Source organism: Campylobacter concisus (assembly GCF_003048375.1).
Lineage (GTDB): Bacteria > Campylobacterota > Campylobacteria > Campylobacterales > Campylobacteraceae > Campylobacter_A > Campylobacter_A concisus_T.
In genome coordinates this window covers 1,430,058-1,448,940 of record NZ_CP021642.1, presented here as the reverse complement: position 1 = coordinate 1,448,940, position 18,883 = coordinate 1,430,058, and the positions used below count along the sequence as shown (strand labels likewise).

Here is an 18,883-nt window from a genome sequence, read left to right as displayed (position 1 = left end):
GGTTATAAATGAACAATACGATTATAGTTTTGGACTTTGGTTCGCAGTATACTCAGCTAATAGCTAGAAGGCTAAGAGAAGAAGGAGTTTATACTGAAATTTTGCCATTTAACGCAAAACTAAGCGATATAAAGGCGAAAGATCCAAAAGGTATCATTCTAAGTGGTGGTCCAGCTAGCGTTTATGCCAAAGATGCCTACTTTTGCGATAATGGCGTCTTTGAGCTAAACATCCCTATACTTGGCGTTTGCTACGGCATGCAGCTACTTGCTCACACGCATGGTGCTGAGGTTTTAGCAGCTGATCACAAAGAGTACGGCAAAGCTGAACTTAGCGTCGTAAAAGAGCACGATCTTTTTAAAGATACACCTTCAAAGCAAATCGTATGGATGAGCCATAGCGACTATGTAAAAGACCTACCAAAGGGCTTTGAGGCGATTGCGATTAGCGAAAATTCGCCTTATTGTGCTTTTGGCGATGATAAGCGTAAATTTTATGCGATCCAGTTTCATGCAGAGGTGCAACATAGCGAGTATGGCACACAAATTTTAAAGAATTTTGCTAAATATATTTGCGGCTGCGAGAGTACATGGAACATGGGAAGCTTCGCTAAGAATAAGATAGAAGAGATCAGAAAAACAGTGGGCACTCACAAGGTGCTTTGTGCAGTTAGCGGTGGCGTGGATAGCTCTGTGACTGCAGCACTTTTAGCAGCTGCTGTGCCTGAAAATTTGATCCTTGTTTTTGTCGATAACGGACTTCTTAGAACAAACGAAAAAGAGCAAGTTGAAGCTACATTTAGAACAAAGCTTGGCGTTGAGCTAGTTAGTATAGATGCGAGTGAGATCTTTCTTGGTCGCTTGGCTGGTGTCGTTGATCCTGAGAAAAAACGCAAGATCATAGGCGAGACATTTATAGAAATTTTTGAAAAAGAGGCTAAGAAGCATGGCGATGTGAAATTTCTAGCTCAAGGCACTCTTTATACCGATATCATCGAAAGTTCAGTTGTTGGCTCAAGCAAGACGATAAAGAGCCACCACAACGTTGGAGGTTTGCCTGATTGGATGACATTTGAGCTGATAGAGCCTTTAAGAGAGATTTTTAAAGACGAGGTTAGAAAGCTAGGACTTGAGCTTGGACTAAGCCGCGAGCTAGTCTTCCGCCATCCTTTCCCTGGACCTGGCCTTGCTATCCGCATCATGGGCGAGGTAAATAAACCAAGCCTTGAGCTACTTCGCAAAGCTGACGTGATCTTGCGCGATGAGCTAAAAAGTAGTGGCTGGTATAACAAAACTTGGCAGGCATTTTGCGTACTTTTAAATGTAAATTCTGTTGGCGTTATGGGCGATAACCGCACCTATGAAAACGCTGTTTGTGTGCGTGTGGTAGATGCAAGTGATGGCATGACTGCAAGCTTTTCAAGACTTCCTTATGACCTGCTTGAAAACGTAAGCCGCCGCATCATAAACGAGGTAAATGGCATAAACCGCGTAGTTTATGACATCTCAAGCAAGCCACCTGCAACTATCGAGTGGGAGTAGTGGTAAAAATATCGGCATGCAACAGCATTTGAGCATTATTAGAAAGGTATAATCATGAATTTTTCTCCACAAGATATGGATATAAAAACACTGTTTAAAACGTACCCAACTTTTAGGATACCCGTTTTTCAAAGAGATTATTCTTGGGATAAGCAGTTTTATAAAAGATTCATAGATGATATTATTAGTGGTATAAAGTCGGTAGGAGACAGTTTATCTAATAATGTGTATTTTATTGGAACTATGGTTTTTTCTGGAAATTCTAACGAGAATAGTATAGATGTGGTCGATGGTCAGCAAAGATTAACTGTGATTACAATATTATTGTCAGTAATTTCAAATAAATTAATGGAATGTGGAGAGAAAGGTTTATCTGATGCAACTTTTAGATATGTTAAAGATATTAATGATAATGACGAACCTATAAGGCATTTGATCAGTGATACGTCATATCCGTATTTTGATTGTTATGTGCAATCTAAAGAAAAAACCAATATCCCGGAAGTAGAAACAGAGGAAGAAGAAAACATAAAGCAAACTTACGATTTTTTTAATATATATTTATCATGTGATAAATTAAAAGAACAAAATTTGGTTTTTAAAGATTTTGACTATGTGAAGATTTTACTAGCAGTTAGAGATCAAATTCTTGAGTCAAAACTTATCGCTATAGTAACCAGTGATAAAGATAGTGCATATATGATTTTTGAAATTTTAAATGCTAAAGGTAAAAATCTTGCAAGCATAGATCTTATTAAAAACATAGTTTTTGAAAAGTTGCACAATGATAAAAATGGAGGAATTGGCTATGCAGAAAGTGTTTGGGAAGGGGTTAAAAAAACTTTAAGAGACAGAGATGGCTCAATAGGTTTAGCAACCTTTTATAGACATTATTGGATATCTAGATTTAAAAAAGAAACAAACAATAAGCTTTATGATTCGTTTAAGTCTTATATAAAAAAAGATGAATACCTTGATTTTTTAAAGGATTTAGAAAAAGAGTCAAAGATTTATATTAGTATTGTTAATCCAAAAATAGAAGATTACAGTAATAGGCAAGAATATAAATGGTTGGTTCAAAGTCTACAATCTTTCGGAAGTATATTTAATGTGGTACAAAGCAGAATTATATTACTAGCGCTATTAGATATAAAAAAAAGGGAGCTAATTTCAACTTCAAGTTTTAAAAAGGTAATTCAATACCTTGAAAATTTTATTTTCGCATATACAAACATATCAAAGAAGCAGGCTAATATATATGAGACCAATTTTTCTAAATTGGCAATCAAGTTAAGAAAAACACAAAGTAAAAGCGATACAAATACGATTCTTAATGAATTACTCTACGATACTTTTAACTCTAAATTGCCGAAGTATGAGGAATTTGAAGAGGGTTTTGTTAAGTTGGCATATAGCGGAAGAAAAAATTTACCAACAAACGTATTGGCTAAATATGTTTTAAAGAAGCTTAATCAATATTTTGAGAAAAAGGATTTTTTCTCTGATGATACTTCCGTAGAACACATTATAAATGAAAAATCAGAAGATAATGATACTTGCTTGATTGGCAACCTAATTTGTTTAGAGACTCAACTAAATAATGATGCTAGTGATTTAAAATATATTGAAAAAAGGGAAGTTTATAATAAATCAAAATATGAGCAAGTTAAAACTTTTATTTCAGAATATTCAGATTTTGATATTGAAGTAGCTAAAGTTCGTTCTAAAAAAATGGCTAGAGAGTATTATGATTTTATTATTTGCGATAATTGATTAGGGAATTTAAGAAAACAAGAACTGAAATTATTATGAAGCAAATCTGCATCATTTTAGTGCATCCTTACGAGAGAAGTCTAAATGCGGCTATTGCGAACGTAGCGGCAGAAAAATTGCAAAATAGCGGCTACGAGGTTAAATTTCACGATCTATATAAAGAGAAATTTAACCTGATCCTTAGCGGCACTGAGCTCGTGAGCGACGAAAGCGACGACGAGCTGTTAAAAGTGCATCAAAAAGACATCGCAAACGACCACGGTATCGTGATCGTTCATCCAAATTGGTGGAGCGAGCCGCCAGCCATCCTAAAGGACTGGATTGATCGCGTGCTAAGGCAAGGAGTAGCCTACGATTTTGCGCCGGGCGATAACGGCGGCGGGCTTCCGATGGGGTTTTTAAAAGCTGAAGCCGCCGTAGTCTTTAACACATCCAATACTCCCGAGGCCAGAGAAAACAAGATATTCGACGATCCGCTGGAAAGAATTTGGAAAAGCTGCATTTTTGATTTTTGTGGCGTGAAAACATTTGAGCGGCTGATGTTTAGAGTGGTCGCGGATAGCGACGAGGTTGAGCGAAAGGTCTGGTTAGAGCAGGTCAAATGTGTGTTGGATAGACGCTTTCCTGGGCTTGCGTAAATTTACTAAGGGAAAATTTACAATCTAAACGCCGACACGAAAGTGATCGAAAAAAGCGTCGTTAGCAAGAGAATTTTTGATTGCGAGAACACTCACGTTGGCGCGTTAGGCTTTGAAGCGAGAGAGGAAATCATGAGGCTTGCCTCTATGTGTAGAGGAGATAATGATACATTTAATGTAGATATACTAAAAGAAATAGGGAAAAATATAATAAATCTACAGGGCAGGTTATGCCAAGGTGGTTAATTCAAAGAGATGTCATTGTTGTCCCAAAATCTGTAAAGAAAGAGCGTATGAAACAAAATAGAAGTTTTTGATTTTGCTCTTACTGATGAATATATGTTAAAAGTTGCTATGCTAAATACGAAAAAAAGAGCACAATTCATGATCCGCAAGACTTAGAAACTGCAAGATGGATTGCGACATCATATAAGATGGAAGAACAAATAAATATGAATAGTTAAAAAGACACCACTAAAGGTGTGTTTTTATATCTAAAGGCTAAATTTTAGAATATAGTTAAATGCAAATTTGAAAATTGCAGTGTTACTGCATACAAGATAGAAAAGCATTGCAAATACTTATTTTGTAAATTTATATGAAGAGCGAGAAATAATTATCCAATAAAGACGGTAAGATAAATTTTAGAAATTCCCAGTTACAAGTACTAGGAATTTCTTATAAATTTAAGACCTAAAGCCTTTTTTTCATCTTTTCAAATTCATCTTTTATCACTTGCTCGTGTGGCTCGCTAGTCATTTTGTTTATTGCGTCGCCCCAGATACTGACCATGATGATGGCTAGGCTTGAGGTTAAAATGCCTGGTAAAATTTCATAAACATAGGCATTTAGCCCTGATGTTATCCAAAATATCACAGTCGCACCGCCAGCTATCATGCCAGCAAGCGCTCCAAGTGCGCTCATGCGTTTCCAGTAAAGGCTAAAAAGAAGCACTGGCCCAAAGCTCGCGCCAAATCCAGCCCAAGCGTTGCCAACGACGTTTAAAACGTTATCTGTAGAGATAAAGGCAAGTACGGTGGCAATTATCGCTACGACCACGACTGCATAGCGGCTGATCGCTGTTTGTGTGCTTTGGCTCACCTCTTTTTTATAAAATGCAAAGATAAAATCTTTTGTGACCGAGCTTGATGTAACCAAAAGCTGGCTTGAGATAGTGCTCATGATCGCTGAAAGCACGGCTGAGATGATGATACCTATAAAAAATGGTGGGAAAAGTAGCTCACCAAGCTTTAAAAATACGGTCTCAGGATCGCTTAGTCCGCCTCTTTGGCTAAAATAGACAAAGCCGATAAGTCCACTCATAATTGCACCTAGTAGGCCGATCGTCATCCAGCCGATGCCGATCCTTCTTGCCTTTGCAAGCTCTTTTGAGTCGCGTATCGCCATAAATCTAACGATGATATGTGGCTGTCCAAAGTAGCCAAAGCCCCAAGCTAAAAGGCCCAAAATTCCCCAGAAAGTCTGATCTCTAAATGGGTTTAGGTGATTTGCATCAAGCCTGCTTATCTCTTTTATCAAATTTGTATCGCTTGGCAGGTCTAAATTTAGATATGCCACGACTGGGATCGAGACTAGGACACAAAACATCAAAAGGCCCTGAAATGCGTCAGTTATGCTAACGGCTTTAAATCCGCCAAAAAACGTGTAAAAGACTACGATTATGAGCGTAAAGACCGCTCCGTATGCAAATTTTAAGCCAAAAAAGCTCTCAAAAGTCTTGCCTCCAGCGATGATGCCACTACTTACGTAAAGTGTGAAAAATATCAAGATGATAAGACCTGAGATGATCCTTAAAATTTTCGTCCTATCCTTAAAGCGGTTTTCTAAAAAATCAGGTATCGTGATGCTGTCGCTTGCAACCTCGGTATAGACCCTAAGCCTTTTTGCTAAAAATAAGTAGTTGCAGTAAGCTCCCACGATAAGACCAGCTATCATCCAGACATTTGCAACGCCAGTTGCGTATAAGGCCCCGGGCACGCCAAGTAGCATCCAACCACTCATATCAGAAGCGCCAGCGCTAAGTGCGGTGACGACTGGACCCATTTGACGGTTATCCAGTAGATACTCGTTCATACTTGCGTTTTTATCGTAGAAATATCGTCCGATAAAGAGCAAGAAACCAAAATAGATGGCGATGGCTAAATAAGACCCAAAGCTCATAAAATTCCTTTCAAATAAAATAAAACGCTTATGTTATTATAAATTCATTTAAATTTCAATGAGCTGGCTTATTCCTTAAAAAATTTTAAGCAAAATGATATATTTTTTTTCGTATCATTTAAGGCTACATTTTAAAGAAAGGATGAAGTTGAACGCTCAAAATTTAGCCAAATTTCTATTTTTTATAATAATTGTCTCACTTGGAACATACTTTTTCTATCCAAGAGATCTTAGCGAGGCGCAAGAGATCGCATATATCAAAAGTTATGGAGTAACACTTGGCCTTACGATAGGCGGTATCGCTATAGGCATCACACTTGGATTTATTTTAGCTTTTATTAAATTTTTAGATATCAAGGTTTTAAATTTCGTCATAGATGAGTATATCGACATCTTGCGTGGAACGCCTGTAATACTTCAACTTCTAATATTTTCTGTGGTGATTTTTGCCACTTGGAGCGATAACTTCTATGTCGCTGTGATCGCACTTGGCTTAAATAGCTCTGCATACGTCGCTGAGATCGTAAGAAGCGGCATAAACAGCGTCGATAAAGGTCAGATGGAGGCAGCTAGGGCGATGGGGCTAAACTACTACGTTTCGATGCGTGAGATAGTCTTCCCACAAGCTACTAAAAATATCTTGCCAGCGCTTGCAAATGAATTTATATCGCTTTTTAAAGAGACCTCAGTCGTTGGCTACATAAGCGTCGTTGATATTACGATGCAAAGTAAGAGCCTTCAAGCGGTCTTTTACAGCCCAGAGCCAGTTATTTTTACGGGCATTGTATATTACGTGAGTGTTAAATTTTTCACCCTTTTGGTGAAACTACTTGAGAGGAGACTAAATCGCCATGATTGAGATTAAAAATTTAAACAAAAGTTATGGCGATTTGCGTGTTTTAAATGATATTAGCGTAGATATCAAAAAAGGTGAAGTTATAGCGATAATTGGTCCAAGTGGTGGCGGAAAAAGTACATTTTTGCGTTGTATAAACCGCCTTGAAGAGCCAGATAGCGGGCATATCAAGATAAATGGCGAAGATATCTTGGATAAAAAATCAGACATAAATAAAATTCGCCAAAAAGTGAGCATGGTATTTCAGCACTTTAACCTTTTTGCAAACAAAAACGTCTTGCAAAATTTAACCCTAGCTCCGATAAAAGCTGGGATTTTAGATAAAGAGAGCGCTGAGAGGAGGGCAGATGAACTGCTAAAGAGCGTTGGGCTAAGCGATAAGAAATTTGCCTATCCGCACAAGCTCTCAGGCGGTCAAAAGCAGCGTATCGCCATCGCTAGAAGCCTAGCTATGGAGCCAGAGGTGATACTATTTGACGAGCCAACAAGTGCGCTAGATCCTGAGATGATCGGAGAGGTGCTTGATATCATGAAGGACGTCGCAGCAAAGGGCATAACGATGCTTGTGGTGACTCACGAGATGGGCTTTGCAAGAAACGTGGCAAATAGAATTTTCTTTATGGATAAAGGCAAGATAGCAGTTGATGACACACCAAAAAATGTCTTTACAAATCCGCAGCACGAGCGTCTGCGAGAGTTTTTAGGTAAAATTTTAAATCACTAATAAGGAGTAAAATGAAAAATTTTTTAAAAGTTCTAGCGTTAGGGTTAGTTATGTTTTTTATAGGTTGTGGTGATGATAGTGGTAAAAAAACCACTGCAAATGCGCCAGAAGCTAGCAAAGAGGTAGTTTATAAGGTGGGTTCAAGTGCTGATTATCCTCCGTTTGAGTATCTTGATGATAAAAATCAAATCGTTGGTTTTGAGATCGATCTTCTAAATGAGATCACTAAAAAAACTGGGATCAAATTTGACGTTGCAAATATGAGTTTTGACGGGCTAATACCAGCTTTAAAAACTGGCAAGATCGATATCGCGATAAGCGGTATGAGTGCTACAGATGAGAGAAGAAAGTCTGTTGATTTTACTAAGCCATATTATTTTTCAGAGAATTTATTTATCCGCAAAAAAGGCTCAGATGTAAATAAAGACAACCTTAAAGATAAGAAAATTTCAGCTCAAGTTGGCACACTTCAAGAAGAGGCAGCTAAAAAGATCACAACTCAGTCGATCCCGGCTGAAAACGTAGCGGCAGCTATAATGTCACTAAATGCCGGCAAGATCGATGTTGTGCTTACTGATAGTCCAATAGGTGTTGAGTTTTTAAAACAAAATCCAGATTTAGAGGAGTTTTTAAGACTTCCTGACGGCACAGAGGGCTTTGCGATGGCATTTGATAAGGGCAAACACACTGATCTTATCAAAAAGATAGATGCTGCGATCGAAGAGCTACAAAAATCTGGTGAATTTGACAAAATGCTCGCTAAATACGATCTTAAAAAATAAATCCTAATATAAATTTGCAAGAGGTAAGATGCTTCTTGCAAAAAATCTCACAAATTTCTAATTTATAAAATTTAATATTATTTAAATATATTGTAATAAAATTGTCAATTTACTTTAAGGAGAATGCAATGAAATCACTCAGGATGAGAACGGCACTTGTGCTAAGTGTCATGCTTTTGGTTTGTGTTAGTGTGGTTGGTCTTGTGACCTATAACATGGCTAAAAATTTATATACCGACAGGGTCGAAAGTAAAGAATTCCCACTTGCTGTCAATGAAGTTGGTTATAAAATAGAATCTTACATCGATAAGATAATCGACGCTTCTTATCAAATAACTCAAAATAGCTTCTTAATAGACTGGGTAAAAAATGGCGAGGACGAGCACGGCAGAAAGGTCTTGTTTGACTATTTTCAGACTCTTGCTAAAAATTTAAAGTTAGATACGATAATGTTTGGCTCAGACAAAACCCTAAACTACTATGTCGAAGATAAAATTTTAAAGGTCATTAACCCAGAAAATGACAAATGGTACTACGCCTTAAAAGATGGCAGCAGCCTAAGCCTGATCGACATCAACAAGGCTGAAGACGGCAGCGGCAAGATAATGATGTATATAAACTATAAGGTTCAAAAAGATGATAAATTTTATGGTATCGCAGCGACTGGCGTAAATTTAAGCGAGATAGTAAATTTTGTTCAGTCACAAAAGATAGGTCGTGGCGGTAAATTTCTACTGGTCGATGAAAAAGGCGACATCAAGATCGGCAAAGATGTAAGCGGCAATCTGAAAGATTTAGTTGGTGATGCAAACCTTAAAAAGCTAATCAACGAAAATGGCAGCTACATATCGCTAGATAAAGATGGTAGAAATTTATTGATCGGCTCAAAATATATCAAAAGTATGGGCTGGTATCTTATCGGCGAGCTTGACAAAGATGAGCTTTTAGAGGATCTAAACTCACTTGCTTATGCATCTGTTGGAGTGCTTGTGGTGGTGCTTATTTTAGGACTATTGCTCTCGCTTTATCTATCTTCATACCTCCTAAAAATCATCCTCAAACTAAAAACAGGCCTGCTATCTTTCTTTGATCTACTAAATCACAAGACAAACAAAGCCCAACCTATAGAGATAACATCTAAAGATGAATTTGGCCAAATGGCAGATTTAATAAACAAAAACACAAAGGCCATTGAAGATGGTATGAAAGATCAAAGTATCTTCATCCAAAAAGCCAACACCTTTGTAAATGAGATAAAAGATGGCAACTATGAAGCAAGCTTAGAAGCTGATACTAATAACCCAGCTCTAAATCAACTAAAAAGCACATTTAAAGATCTACAACTTGCTCTTAAAAGTGCAATATCAAGTAATGGTAAAGATGTACTTGATCTACTAAACACTTATAAAAACCAAGACTTTACAAAAAGACTTGATGATGATGGTAAGATAGCAAGTGGTATAAACTCTCTAGGCATTGAAATATCTAAAATGCTAAATGACAATCTAAACCAAGCTCAAGTACTTGAAGAAAAAGCTAAACTTCTAGCTAGCTCAGTATCAAAAGTAGCAAGCTCAGCAAACACTCAAGCAAATAGCTTACAAGAATCAGCAGCTGCAGTTGAGCAAATGTCTAGCTCAATGAATGCCATCTCTCAAAAGACAGCTGATGTTATAAGACAAAGTGATGAAATTAAAAACATCATAACTATCATTAGAGATATAGCAGATCAAACTAACCTTCTAGCTCTTAATGCTGCAATTGAAGCAGCTAGAGCTGGAGAGCATGGTAGAGGATTTGCAGTTGTTGCTGATGAAGTTAGAAAACTAGCTGAACGTACTCAAAAATCTCTTGGTGAGATAGAAGCAAATACAAATGTATTAGCTCAATCAATAAATGAGATGAGTGAATCAATCAAAGAGCAAAGTGAAGGCATAAATATGATAAATCAATCAGTTGCTCAAATAGATCACCTAACAAAAGAAAATGTTGTAATTGCCAACCAAGCAAACGAAGTAACATCAGAAGTAGATGAGATGGCTAAAGCTATTGTTGAGGATGTTAGGAAGAAGAGGTTTTAAAAGACTTATTGTAAAGATAACCAAAGACCACGATAAAACACAAAGCATAGTCCTCTAAATTTAGAGGACTATGTGAATTTTAGACTACTTGTTTTTCTGCTTTAAATTCTAAATTTAACTTATAAAACTATCCATAAAATTTTAAAATTTCATGAACGAGTAATTTCGGCTCTAAAATTTGAGCTAAGCTGTAAGCGAAGCCAAATTTTAGTAGTCAATTCTTGCGAGTGAATGAAATTTTAAAATTTGTAAAATACTTTTTTAGAAATTTAAAGTTTTCTTTCTTTGTTAAGGGAGACAAGGGGACTTGAATTACGAAGCCGTCCCCTTATCCCCCTTTTTAAATCCCCCAATCCCCTCGCACGTTAGAAGTGGCATGCCTCAGTGCTTTGCACTGCATGCAAATTAAAACTCTAGCAAGTTTAAAATTTGGTGATGTGATATGATCGCTTGTAAATTTTAAAATTTGCTAGACGCTCATCTTGGATTGTTAAATTTGTGTATTGTAGAGCTGGCTGTTAAATTTATCCAAAATGTTAGCTCTAATTTGAAATTTTGCTCGGAGTGTAAATTTAGGCTTACTGTTCAACTATCTTTTTAACAGCTAATGAGGCTAAATTTAGCCCAAAGCAAGCAGTCACGCCCATGAAGCTTCCAAGTGGCTTGCAAAGTGGCTCTTCTGTTGAAAAGACCACGTCAAATTTACCGCTAAAGCCTGATTTTTTGAGCTCATTTCTATATTTTCTAGCAAGTGGATCGACCGATGTTTTCCAAACGCAGGCCACTTTGATCTTGGTTGGATCAACCCTTTTTGCCCCACCCATCGAGGCTATAAATTTGCTAGGATCTACCGCATTTGCAAGGGCGATCTTGGCGGCGATATCATCGATCGCATCGATCACCACGTCAAATTTACTAAAGTCAAATCCAGCGACAAACTCAGGCGTGATCAGCGTCTGCATAGGCGTGATGCAAGGATAAATTTTGGCAAACTCCTCCACCTTTACGCCGCCTACATTTTCGCTATAAATTTGGCGGTTTTGATTTGTCACGTCAAAGATGTCTTTATCGATTAGAGTAATGCTTCCGACCCCGCTTCTAGCAAGCGCATCCACGCACATCCCACCAACACCTCCGGCTCCGCAAACTAGCACTTTTGCGCTTTGAAGCTTGCTAAAACCATCCTCGCCAAAGAGCCATCTTATCCTTGTAAATCTATCATTTTGCATCAAATTTCACTTTTAAGCTCTCCAAGCTCTCGTATGAAGTCATATTTAGTTTTATGGGCGTTATCGTTGCAAAGCCCTCATTTACCTTGCTGATGTCGCTTGGCTCGCCTTTTTCATATTCAAGTGCGGCGTTTCCAAGCCAGTAGTACTCGATGCCTCTTGGGTTGCGATTAAGCGTGGCATGCGTGGCGTAGGTGCGTCTGCCAGCTGGCACGACGGCATAACCTTTGAAATTTTTGCTAGTTGTGGCTGGGATATTTACATTTAGAAATTCTCTTTGATTTAGCGAAATTTCATCATTTAGCACCTTGGGCACGATAAATTTAACGATCTCTTTTGCTAGTTCAAAGCCAAGTTCATTTAGTGAGTTGTTTTCATAAAACTGTGAAAAAGCGATGCTTCTAATGCCCTGCAAAACGCCCTCCATCGCCGCTCCACACGTGCCAGAGTAGGTGATATCTTCGCCTAAATTTGCCCCGTGATTTATACCACTTATCACTAGATCTGGTTTTTTGTTATAAAGTGCATGAAGTGCGAGATAGACGCAGTCGCTGGGCGTTGCGTCGTCAAGTTTAAAAAAGCCATCATCTAGTTTTATAAATCTAAGCGGTCTTGTGAGTGTCAAAGAGTGAGCGCAGGCTGATTTTTCAGAGCTTGGAGCTACGATCGTGACATTTACGTCATCTAGCTCGCTTAAAGCTTCTTTTAAGGCAAGCAGGCCAGTCGCCTCAAATCCATCGTCATTTGTTATCAAAATTTCTTTCAAATTTTATCCTTTAAAGGCTTGGATTTTATCACAGCTTTCTTAAAATTTTAAAGAATTTTTGCGTATAATGCCCCCAAAAAAAGACCTGATGAAAGTGTGTAAATGAAAATTTTAGTCTCCGCTCTTGAGCCATCGGCAAATTTGCATTTAAAAGAAATTTTGAAAAATTTTGAGGGCGAATTTGAGCTAATGGGAATTTTTAGCGAAGAGTTTGGCATGCCATATATGAAAAGCAGCGAGTTTTCAGCGATGGGCTTTGTAGAGGTTTTGCCACTCATTTTTAAGGCAAAAAAGGCAGTGAAAGTGATGAGCCAGATGGCAAAAGAGGCTGATGCGGTGCTGCTAATAGACAGTCCAGCCTTTAATCTGCCGCTTGCAAAGGCGATAAAAGAGGCCGGCGCAAAAGCAGCCGTGACATACTACATCTTGCCTCAAGTTTGGGCGTGGAAGCCAAAAAGAGTGAGCGTTGTGGAGAGATACTGTGACAACCTAGCTTCGATCCTGCCATTTGACTCTAAATTTTATAGTCGCTCGACCTACGTGGGCCATCCTTTGATGGATGAGATAAAGCTTAAAAAAACTAGCCTAAGTAGCAGTGGCAAAGTGGCTTTTCTGCCAGGCTCAAGAAGGTCAGAGATTTCTAGGCTGATGCCAGTTTATAGAGAGCTTGCTAAAAAGATAGAAGCAAAAAGGCTGCTTGTAGTGCCGCCATTTTTGCTTGATAAAATGGGCGAAATTTACGGCGATGTGAGCAATTTTGAGGTCATCTCAAACACGCCTGAAGCCTTGTATGAGAGCGATTTTGCTTTTGTCTGCTCTGGCACTGCTACGCTTGAAGCAGCGCTCATTGGCACGCCATTTGTGCTAGCATACAAGGCAAAAGCGATAGATGTTTTTATCGCCAGAAAATTTGTAAAGATCAAGCATGCGGGACTTGCAAATATAATGTTTGATTTCATGGGCAAAGAGCCGCTTCATGAGGAGTTTATACAAGAGTTTGCAACGGCTGAAAATTTGCTAAGAGCCTACAAGAGCTGCGATAGGCAAAAATTCTTAAAAGGCTGCGATGAGCTAAGAGCCTACCTAGGGCATGGCAGCAGTAAAAATGTAGTAAAAATTTTAAAAAATATGGAGTAAAAAATGAGTGAACCAATGACAATGCACGGATACGAGAAGATAGAAGCTGAGCTAAAGGATCTAAGGCTAGTGCAGCGCCCACAAATCGTAACTGAGATCGACATCGCAAGAAGCCACGGCGATCTAAAAGAAAACGCCGAGTATCACGCTGCAAAAGAGAAGCAAGCCTTTATAGACGCTAGGATCGCTGAGCTTAGCGCACTTTTGGCAAATGCTGAAGTGATCGATCCAAGTAGCTACGAGCATGATAGGGTGAGATTTGGCTCAAGTGTGACGATAATGGACGAAGAGACTGAGGTAGAGCATACTTACACGATAGTTGGTGTGAGCGAAAGTGACCTAGATAAGGGCTATATCTCGATAAACTCACCTCTTGCAAAGCAGCTTTTAGGCAAGGCTGAGGGCGATGAGGTAGCGCTAAATTTACCAAAAGGCAGAAGCGACGTTGAGATCGTTAAGATCTGCTATAAACCTATAAAATTTGACTAAAAAGACTAGACAAAGAGCTAAAAACTGCTTTTTGGCTCTGCTAATTTTTAATTAAGGCAAAATTTGAGCGAATATCTATATGTCCCCGTTATAAAAGAAGGCGCGATCTTTTTGGCTGATGCGCATGAAAATGTAAATAGAGATGGCTTTTTGAAATTTTTGCGCGCCGTTGATAGCGGAGAGATCAAAGAGTCGCCGCAGATTTTCTTGCTTGGCGATATATTTGATTTTTTAACGGGCGAGGGCGAATATACGCAAAAATTTTATACTGAGCACTTAAGGCTTATAAATAAAATTTCACAAAAGGTTGAAATTTTTTACTTCGAGGGCAACCACGATTTTAGACTTTCAAATTTATTTAATAAAACTAGAGATTTTTGGGACAAAGGCGAGAGGCTAAGCTTTGAGGGGGTAAAGGTCTATGACATTTGCGCTCAGCCAGTGAAATTTAGAACTATAAGCGGCGAGCACGTCCAGATCGCGCATGGCGATATATTTTTGCCTTTTATAGATAAATACGCGCTTAGGTTTTTAAGGCTTAGATGGTTTTTGAAATTTATGAATGCGCTTGATAAAATTTCGGATTTTAAAATTTCAAAAGCGATACTAGCCAAACTTACTAAGAAAAATCTGCACTATAAAATTTCAAACTTTAAGGAGCTAATGAGCAAGCATTTGCAGGGCTTTGACGCAAGTATAGTGATAGAGGGACACTATCATCAAGGTGAGCTATTTGATATTTACGATAGATTTTATATAAATTTACCTTGTTTTGCATGCGAGCAAAGTTATTTTGTTGTAGAATACGCCCAGCAAAAGTTGAATTTGCTCAAAATGAGTTTGAAAGGACATTGATGTTTGGAGACAACGTACTAAAAACGGGCTCAAACGAGATGGAACTTGTTGATTTTCGTATCTTTAAAAAGGCCGAAAACAAAGTATATGAAGGAATATACGGAGTCAATGTCGCAAAGGTGCGGGAGATCATTAAGATGCCAAATCTTACCGAGCTTCCTGGCGTTCCTGAGTATATCGAGGGAATTTTTGATTTAAGAGGTGTGGTTATCCCTGTTATAAATTTGGCAAGATGGATGAATATCGTCGAGCCAACTGAGGGTGTAGTTATAAAGCCACGTGTTATTATCGCTGAATTTAGCGGTATTTTGATCGGTTTTATCGTCCATGAGGCCAAGAGGATCAGACGTATAAACTGGAAAGACATAGAGCCTGCAAATTTTGCTGCTGGAGCCGGCACTCTAGATAAGGGCAAGATCACAGGTGTAACAAGAATAGAAAACGACGAAGTACTTCTTATCCTTGATCTTGAAAGTATCGTTGAAGAGCTAGGAATTTACTCTCCAAAGATCGAATTTGACGTAACAGACGATCAAAAGATCAAAGGTGCTGCTTTGGTTCTAGATGATAGCTCAACTGCTAGAAAGCTAGTAAAAGACGCACTTGAGAAGATGGGCCTTAGCGTAGTTGAAGCTAAAAACGGCGTTGAGGGCTTAGAGAGGATGGAGGAGCTTTATCAAAGATATGGAGATAACTTAACAAAAGAGCTTAGAGTTATCTTAAGTGATATCGAAATGCCACAGATGGATGGATACCGCTTTGCTTCAACTATTAAAAATGATGATAGATTTAAAGATGTTCCAGTTGTGTTTAACTCTTCATTAAGCAATGAATTTAGTGAGGTTAAGAGTAAAGAAGCCGGTGGTGCTGCGTATCTTACAAAATTTGATGCTGGTGTATTTTATCAAGAGGTGCTAAAAGTGATTGAAGCACATTCTAAATCTGCGAAGTGAGGTGAAGTATGGATGATATGAAAGAAATAATGGAAGACTTTTTAATAGAGGCTTTCGAACTTATTGAGCAGATAGACCATGACCTTGTTGAACTAGAGGCAAACCCTGAAGATTTGGAGCTTTTAAATAGAATTTTCCGTGTTGCTCACACAGTAAAAGGTAGCTCAAGCTTTTTAAATTTTGACGTTTTAACAGAGCTTACTCACCACATGGAGGATGTTTTAAACAAAGCTAGAAAAGGCGAGCTAAAGATCACTCCAGATATTATGGACGTTGTTCTTGAGTCAGTTGATATGATGAAAGGACTACTTGAGAGCATTAGAGATAACGGTAGTGACGCAGCCGCTGGCATTGATATCAAAAATATCTGCGCTAGCCTTACACAAATTTCTGAAGGTGAAGCCCCAAGTGCAGCCTCAGAAGCTCCAGCCGCAGCACCAGTTCCTGAGCCAGTAAAAGAGCCAGAGCCAGCCGCACCAGCTGAAGAAGCAGCTCCTGAAGTAAGTGATGCTGAGCTTTCAAAACTAAGTGACTCTGAGGTTGAAGCTGAGATAGAGAGACTTTTAAAAGTTAGAAAAGCTGAAGATCAAGCAAGACGTGCTTCAAAAGGCATAGCTCCAAAATCTCCTGAAGAGATAGCTCCAGCTGCTAGCGCTGCACCAGCACCTGCACCTAAGCCAGCTCCTAGTAGAGAAAGAGATGCAGACAAAAAAGTGCCAGCAGCTAGTAGCAACAGTGCAGTAGCACAAGAGCAAACGATACGTGTTGAAGTAAAAAGACTTGATCACTTGATGAATTTAATCGGTGAGCTTGTTCTTGGTAAAAACCGCCTACTAAAAATTTATGATGACGTAGAAGAGAGATATGAGGGCGAGAAATTCCTTGAAGAGCTAAATCAAGTAGTCTCAAGCTTAAGCTTAGTTACGACTGATATCCAGCTAGCTGTTATGAAGACAAGAATGCTTCCAATAGCAAAAGTCTTTAATAAATTCCCACGTATGATACGTGATTTAAGCCGTGAGCTTGGTAAGCAGATCGACCTTGAAATTTCAGGTGAAGAGACTGAGCTTGATAAATCAATCGTTGAAGAGATCGGCGACCCGCTAGTTCACATCATCAGAAACTCATGCGATCATGGTATCGAAGATCCTGAGACAAGAAAGGCAATGGGCAAACCTGAAAAAGGTCTTGTTCAGCTAAAAGCTTACAACGAGGGCAACCATATCGTTGTTGAGATAGTTGATGATGGTAAGGGCTTAGATGCTGATATGCTTAAAGCTAAGTCGATAGAAAAAGGCATCATCACTGAGCGCGAAGCTGATGCGATGAGCGAGAAAGAGGCATTTGGTCTTATATTTAAGCCAGGATTTTCAACTGCAGCCAAGGTTACAAACGTATCTGGTCGTGGCGTTGGCATGGACGTTGTTAAGACAAATATCGAAAAACTAAATGGTATCATCGATATCGAGAGTGAAGTTGGAAAAGGCACAGTTATGAAGCTTAAAATTCCACTCACACTTGCGATCATTCAGTCACTTCTTGTTGGAACACAAGAGGAATTTTATGCGATACCACTTGCGAGCGTTCTTGAGACTGTTCGCGTACCTATCGATGATATCTACACGATCGATGGTAAAAACGTTTTAAGACTAAGAGATGAGGTCTTATCTCTTGTTAGACTTTCAGATGTCTTTGGTGTCAATAAAGTCTTTGACGGCGGAGATCAAACTTATGTTGTTATCATCGGCGTTGCTGAGGCAAAACTGGGCATCATAGTAGATACTTTAGTTGGTCAAGAAGAGATCGTTATTAAGTCAATGGGTGATTATCTACAAAATATCCCAGGCATCGCTGGAGCTACTATTAGAGGCGATGGCCGCGTAACTCTTATCATAGACGTTGGTGCTATGATGGAGATGGCAAAGGATATTAAGGTAAATATTAGAGCCGAAATGGAAGATAGCACTAAAGCAAAAGAGAAACCAAGCGATTATAAGGTTCTAATCGTTGATGACTCTAAGATGGATAGAACCATCATGCAAAAGTCGCTTGAGCCAATCGGCGTCACAATCATAGAAGCAACTAACGGAGTAGAAGCACTCAATATAATTAAATCAGGCGAGCATGCATTTGATGCGGTGCTCATTGATATTGAGATGCCAAGGATGGACGGATATACTCTAGCAGGTGAAATTCGCAAATACTCTAAGTATCGCACTTTACCGCTAATAGCAGTAACATCAAGAACGTCTAAAACTGATAGATTGCGCGGAGTAGAGGTTGGCATGACAGAATATATCACAAAACCATATTCGTCAGAGTACCTTGAAAACGTTGTTAGAAAAAATATTAAATTAGGTTAGGGGTTAGGCGATGAATGATAAACTAAACCAAGTTTTAAGCAAACAAAAACAGCAAATTGACGAGCCTGAGATAAAAAATAACGAAGATATAGTCCAACTTGTAGGCTTCGTTGTTGGCGAAGAAGAGTATGCGATACCTATTTTAAATATCCAAGAGATAATCAAACCTATCGAATACACCCGTGTTCCTAGCGTGCCTGACTATGTTCTTGGTGTCTTTAACCTACGTGGAAACGTTATCCCGCTTATTGATTTGCGAAAACGTTTTTCACTAAATGTTACAAAGCAAAGCTCAAATACAAGATATATCGTCATGAAAGATGAGGATAATATCGCAGGCTTCGTGATAGACCGCTTGACGGAGGCTATCAGAATAGACCGCAACAGGATCGATCCGCCGCCAGAGACTTTAGTAAAAGACAAAGGCATGATCTATGGTATCGGCAAACGCGATCAAAATATCCTTACGATTTTAAAGGTTGAAAGCCTTTTAAAGCGTGATTTTTAGGGTATAG

Annotated in this window: 16 protein-coding genes and 1 pseudogene; 14 read left to right on the top strand and 3 right to left on the bottom strand. The window is 38.7% G+C overall.

Going from position 1 to position 18,883, the window contains the following annotated elements; genetic code table 11:
• Positions 1-8: 8 nt before the first annotated feature.
• Genes guaA through CCS77_RS07195 form a run of 3 tightly spaced genes read left to right on the top strand, consistent with a single transcriptional unit; the run spans position 9 to position 3,952 of the window.
• Positions 9-1,541, top strand: a complete 1,533-nt coding sequence (guaA, locus tag CCS77_RS07205; protein WP_009294571.1) for a glutamine-hydrolyzing GMP synthase — start codon at positions 9-11, stop codon at positions 1,539-1,541.
• Positions 1,542-1,595: 54 nt separating this feature from the next.
• The gene (locus CCS77_RS07200; protein WP_107916994.1) at positions 1,596-3,314 is read left to right on the top strand and encodes a DUF262 domain-containing protein; all 1,719 of its coding nucleotides are present in this window, start codon (positions 1,596-1,598) and stop codon (positions 3,312-3,314) included.
• Positions 3,315-3,349: 35 nt separating this feature from the next.
• Positions 3,350-3,952 (top strand): NAD(P)H-dependent oxidoreductase, encoded by a 603-nt coding sequence (locus tag CCS77_RS07195; protein ID WP_107916993.1) that lies wholly within the window; start codon positions 3,350-3,352, stop codon positions 3,950-3,952.
• 693 nt (positions 3,953-4,645) lie between these two features.
• Here CCS77_RS07195 and putP read toward each other — a convergent pair.
• On the bottom strand, positions 4,646-6,133 hold the full coding sequence (putP, locus tag CCS77_RS07185) for a sodium/proline symporter PutP (protein WP_103608115.1): 1,488 nt from the start codon (positions 6,131-6,133) through the stop codon (positions 4,646-4,648).
• Positions 6,134-6,281: 148 nt separating this feature from the next.
• Between putP and CCS77_RS07180 the strand changes: the two genes are divergently transcribed.
• The 5 genes and pseudogenes from CCS77_RS07180 to CCS77_RS10890 all read left to right on the top strand — a co-directional run bounded on the left by CCS77_RS07180 (position 6,282) and on the right by CCS77_RS10890 (position 10,576).
• On the top strand, positions 6,282-6,992 hold the full coding sequence (locus CCS77_RS07180) for an amino acid ABC transporter permease (RefSeq protein ID WP_012140157.1): 711 nt from the start codon (positions 6,282-6,284) through the stop codon (positions 6,990-6,992).
• A complete protein-coding gene (locus CCS77_RS07175) occupies positions 6,985-7,713 on the top strand; it encodes an amino acid ABC transporter ATP-binding protein (RefSeq protein WP_002942474.1) in 729 nt (242 codons plus the stop codon). Before CCS77_RS07180 ends, CCS77_RS07175 begins: the two co-directional genes overlap by 8 nt.
• A gap of 11 nt (positions 7,714-7,724) precedes the next feature.
• Entirely contained in the window at positions 7,725-8,495 is a 771-nt protein-coding gene (locus CCS77_RS07170; protein ID WP_107916992.1) for a basic amino acid ABC transporter substrate-binding protein, read from the top strand.
• Positions 8,496-8,623: 128 nt separating this feature from the next.
• Positions 8,624-9,406: pseudogene (locus CCS77_RS10895) on the top strand (cache domain-containing protein); the annotation flags it as partial.
• Positions 9,398-10,576 carry a methyl-accepting chemotaxis protein gene (locus tag CCS77_RS10890; RefSeq protein WP_430516335.1) on the top strand — a complete coding sequence of 393 codons (1,179 nt, stop codon included), beginning with the start codon at positions 9,398-9,400 and terminating at the stop codon, positions 10,574-10,576. The pseudogene CCS77_RS10895 and the gene CCS77_RS10890, both read left to right, overlap by 9 nt.
• A 578-nt stretch (positions 10,577-11,154) precedes the next feature.
• On the opposite strand, the gene CCS77_RS07160 is transcribed toward CCS77_RS10890, so the two are convergent.
• Together CCS77_RS07160 and surE are read right to left on the bottom strand one after the other, a co-directional pair.
• Positions 11,155-11,805, bottom strand: coding sequence for a tRNA threonylcarbamoyladenosine dehydratase (locus CCS77_RS07160; RefSeq protein WP_107916991.1), 651 nt, complete (start codon positions 11,803-11,805; stop codon positions 11,155-11,157).
• Positions 11,795-12,571 (bottom strand): 5'/3'-nucleotidase SurE, encoded by a 777-nt coding sequence (gene surE, locus CCS77_RS07155; protein ID WP_107916990.1) that lies wholly within the window; start codon positions 12,569-12,571, stop codon positions 11,795-11,797. Before surE ends, CCS77_RS07160 begins: the two co-directional genes overlap by 11 nt.
• Positions 12,572-12,673: 102 nt before the next feature.
• On the opposite strand from surE, the gene lpxB reads away from it, so the two are divergent.
• The 6 genes from lpxB (at position 12,674) to CCS77_RS07125 (ending at position 18,876) form a co-directional block, all read left to right on the top strand.
• The gene (gene lpxB, locus CCS77_RS07150; RefSeq protein WP_107916989.1) at positions 12,674-13,708 is read left to right on the top strand and encodes a lipid-A-disaccharide synthase; all 1,035 of its coding nucleotides are present in this window, start codon (positions 12,674-12,676) and stop codon (positions 13,706-13,708) included.
• A gap of 3 nt (positions 13,709-13,711) precedes the next feature.
• Positions 13,712-14,197: a transcription elongation factor GreA gene (gene greA / locus CCS77_RS07145; RefSeq protein ID WP_012001423.1), complete on the top strand. Its 486-nt coding sequence runs from the start codon at positions 13,712-13,714 to the stop codon at positions 14,195-14,197.
• 63 nt (positions 14,198-14,260) lie between these two features.
• Complete coding sequence (locus CCS77_RS07140) at positions 14,261-15,052, top strand: UDP-2,3-diacylglucosamine diphosphatase (RefSeq protein WP_107916988.1); 792 nt, start codon at positions 14,261-14,263, stop codon at positions 15,050-15,052.
• The gene (locus tag CCS77_RS07135) at positions 15,052-16,005 is read left to right on the top strand and encodes a chemotaxis protein (RefSeq protein WP_021089619.1); all 954 of its coding nucleotides are present in this window, start codon (positions 15,052-15,054) and stop codon (positions 16,003-16,005) included. Before CCS77_RS07140 ends, CCS77_RS07135 begins: the two co-directional genes overlap by 1 nt.
• Before the next feature lie 8 nt (positions 16,006-16,013).
• Positions 16,014-18,368, top strand: coding sequence for a hybrid sensor histidine kinase/response regulator (locus tag CCS77_RS07130; RefSeq protein ID WP_021089634.1), 2,355 nt, complete (start codon positions 16,014-16,016; stop codon positions 18,366-18,368).
• A 10-nt stretch (positions 18,369-18,378) separates the two neighbouring features.
• The gene (locus CCS77_RS07125; RefSeq protein ID WP_021087872.1) at positions 18,379-18,876 is read left to right on the top strand and encodes a chemotaxis protein CheW; all 498 of its coding nucleotides are present in this window, start codon (positions 18,379-18,381) and stop codon (positions 18,874-18,876) included.
• The last annotated feature ends 7 nt before the right edge of the window (positions 18,877-18,883 follow it).

What these genes read in the sequence shown, in the direction of transcription:
- guaA (WP_009294571.1), top strand. Translation starts at nt 9, where the DNA reads ATGAACAATACGATTATAGTTTTGGACTTTGGTTCGCAGTATACTCAG.
- CCS77_RS07200 (WP_107916994.1), top strand. Translation starts at nt 1,596, where the DNA reads ATGAATTTTTCTCCACAAGATATGGATATAAAAACACTGTTTAAAACG.
- CCS77_RS07195 (WP_107916993.1), top strand. Translation starts at nt 3,350, where the DNA reads ATGAAGCAAATCTGCATCATTTTAGTGCATCCTTACGAGAGAAGTCTA.
- putP (WP_103608115.1), bottom strand. Translation starts at nt 6,133, where the DNA reads ATGAGCTTTGGGTCTTATTTAGCCATCGCCATCTATTTTGGTTTCTTG.
- CCS77_RS07175 (WP_002942474.1), top strand. Translation starts at nt 6,985, where the DNA reads ATGATTGAGATTAAAAATTTAAACAAAAGTTATGGCGATTTGCGTGTT.
- CCS77_RS07170 (WP_107916992.1), top strand. Translation starts at nt 7,725, where the DNA reads ATGAAAAATTTTTTAAAAGTTCTAGCGTTAGGGTTAGTTATGTTTTTT.
- CCS77_RS10890 (WP_430516335.1), top strand. Translation starts at nt 9,398, where the DNA reads ATGGGCTGGTATCTTATCGGCGAGCTTGACAAAGATGAGCTTTTAGAG.
- CCS77_RS07160 (WP_107916991.1), bottom strand. Translation starts at nt 11,805, where the DNA reads ATGCAAAATGATAGATTTACAAGGATAAGATGGCTCTTTGGCGAGGAT.
- lpxB (WP_107916989.1), top strand. Translation starts at nt 12,674, where the DNA reads ATGAAAATTTTAGTCTCCGCTCTTGAGCCATCGGCAAATTTGCATTTA.
- greA (WP_012001423.1), top strand. Translation starts at nt 13,712, where the DNA reads ATGAGTGAACCAATGACAATGCACGGATACGAGAAGATAGAAGCTGAG.
- CCS77_RS07135 (WP_021089619.1), top strand. Translation starts at nt 15,052, where the DNA reads ATGTTTGGAGACAACGTACTAAAAACGGGCTCAAACGAGATGGAACTT.
- CCS77_RS07130 (WP_021089634.1), top strand. Translation starts at nt 16,014, where the DNA reads ATGGATGATATGAAAGAAATAATGGAAGACTTTTTAATAGAGGCTTTC.
- CCS77_RS07125 (WP_021087872.1), top strand. Translation starts at nt 18,379, where the DNA reads ATGAATGATAAACTAAACCAAGTTTTAAGCAAACAAAAACAGCAAATT.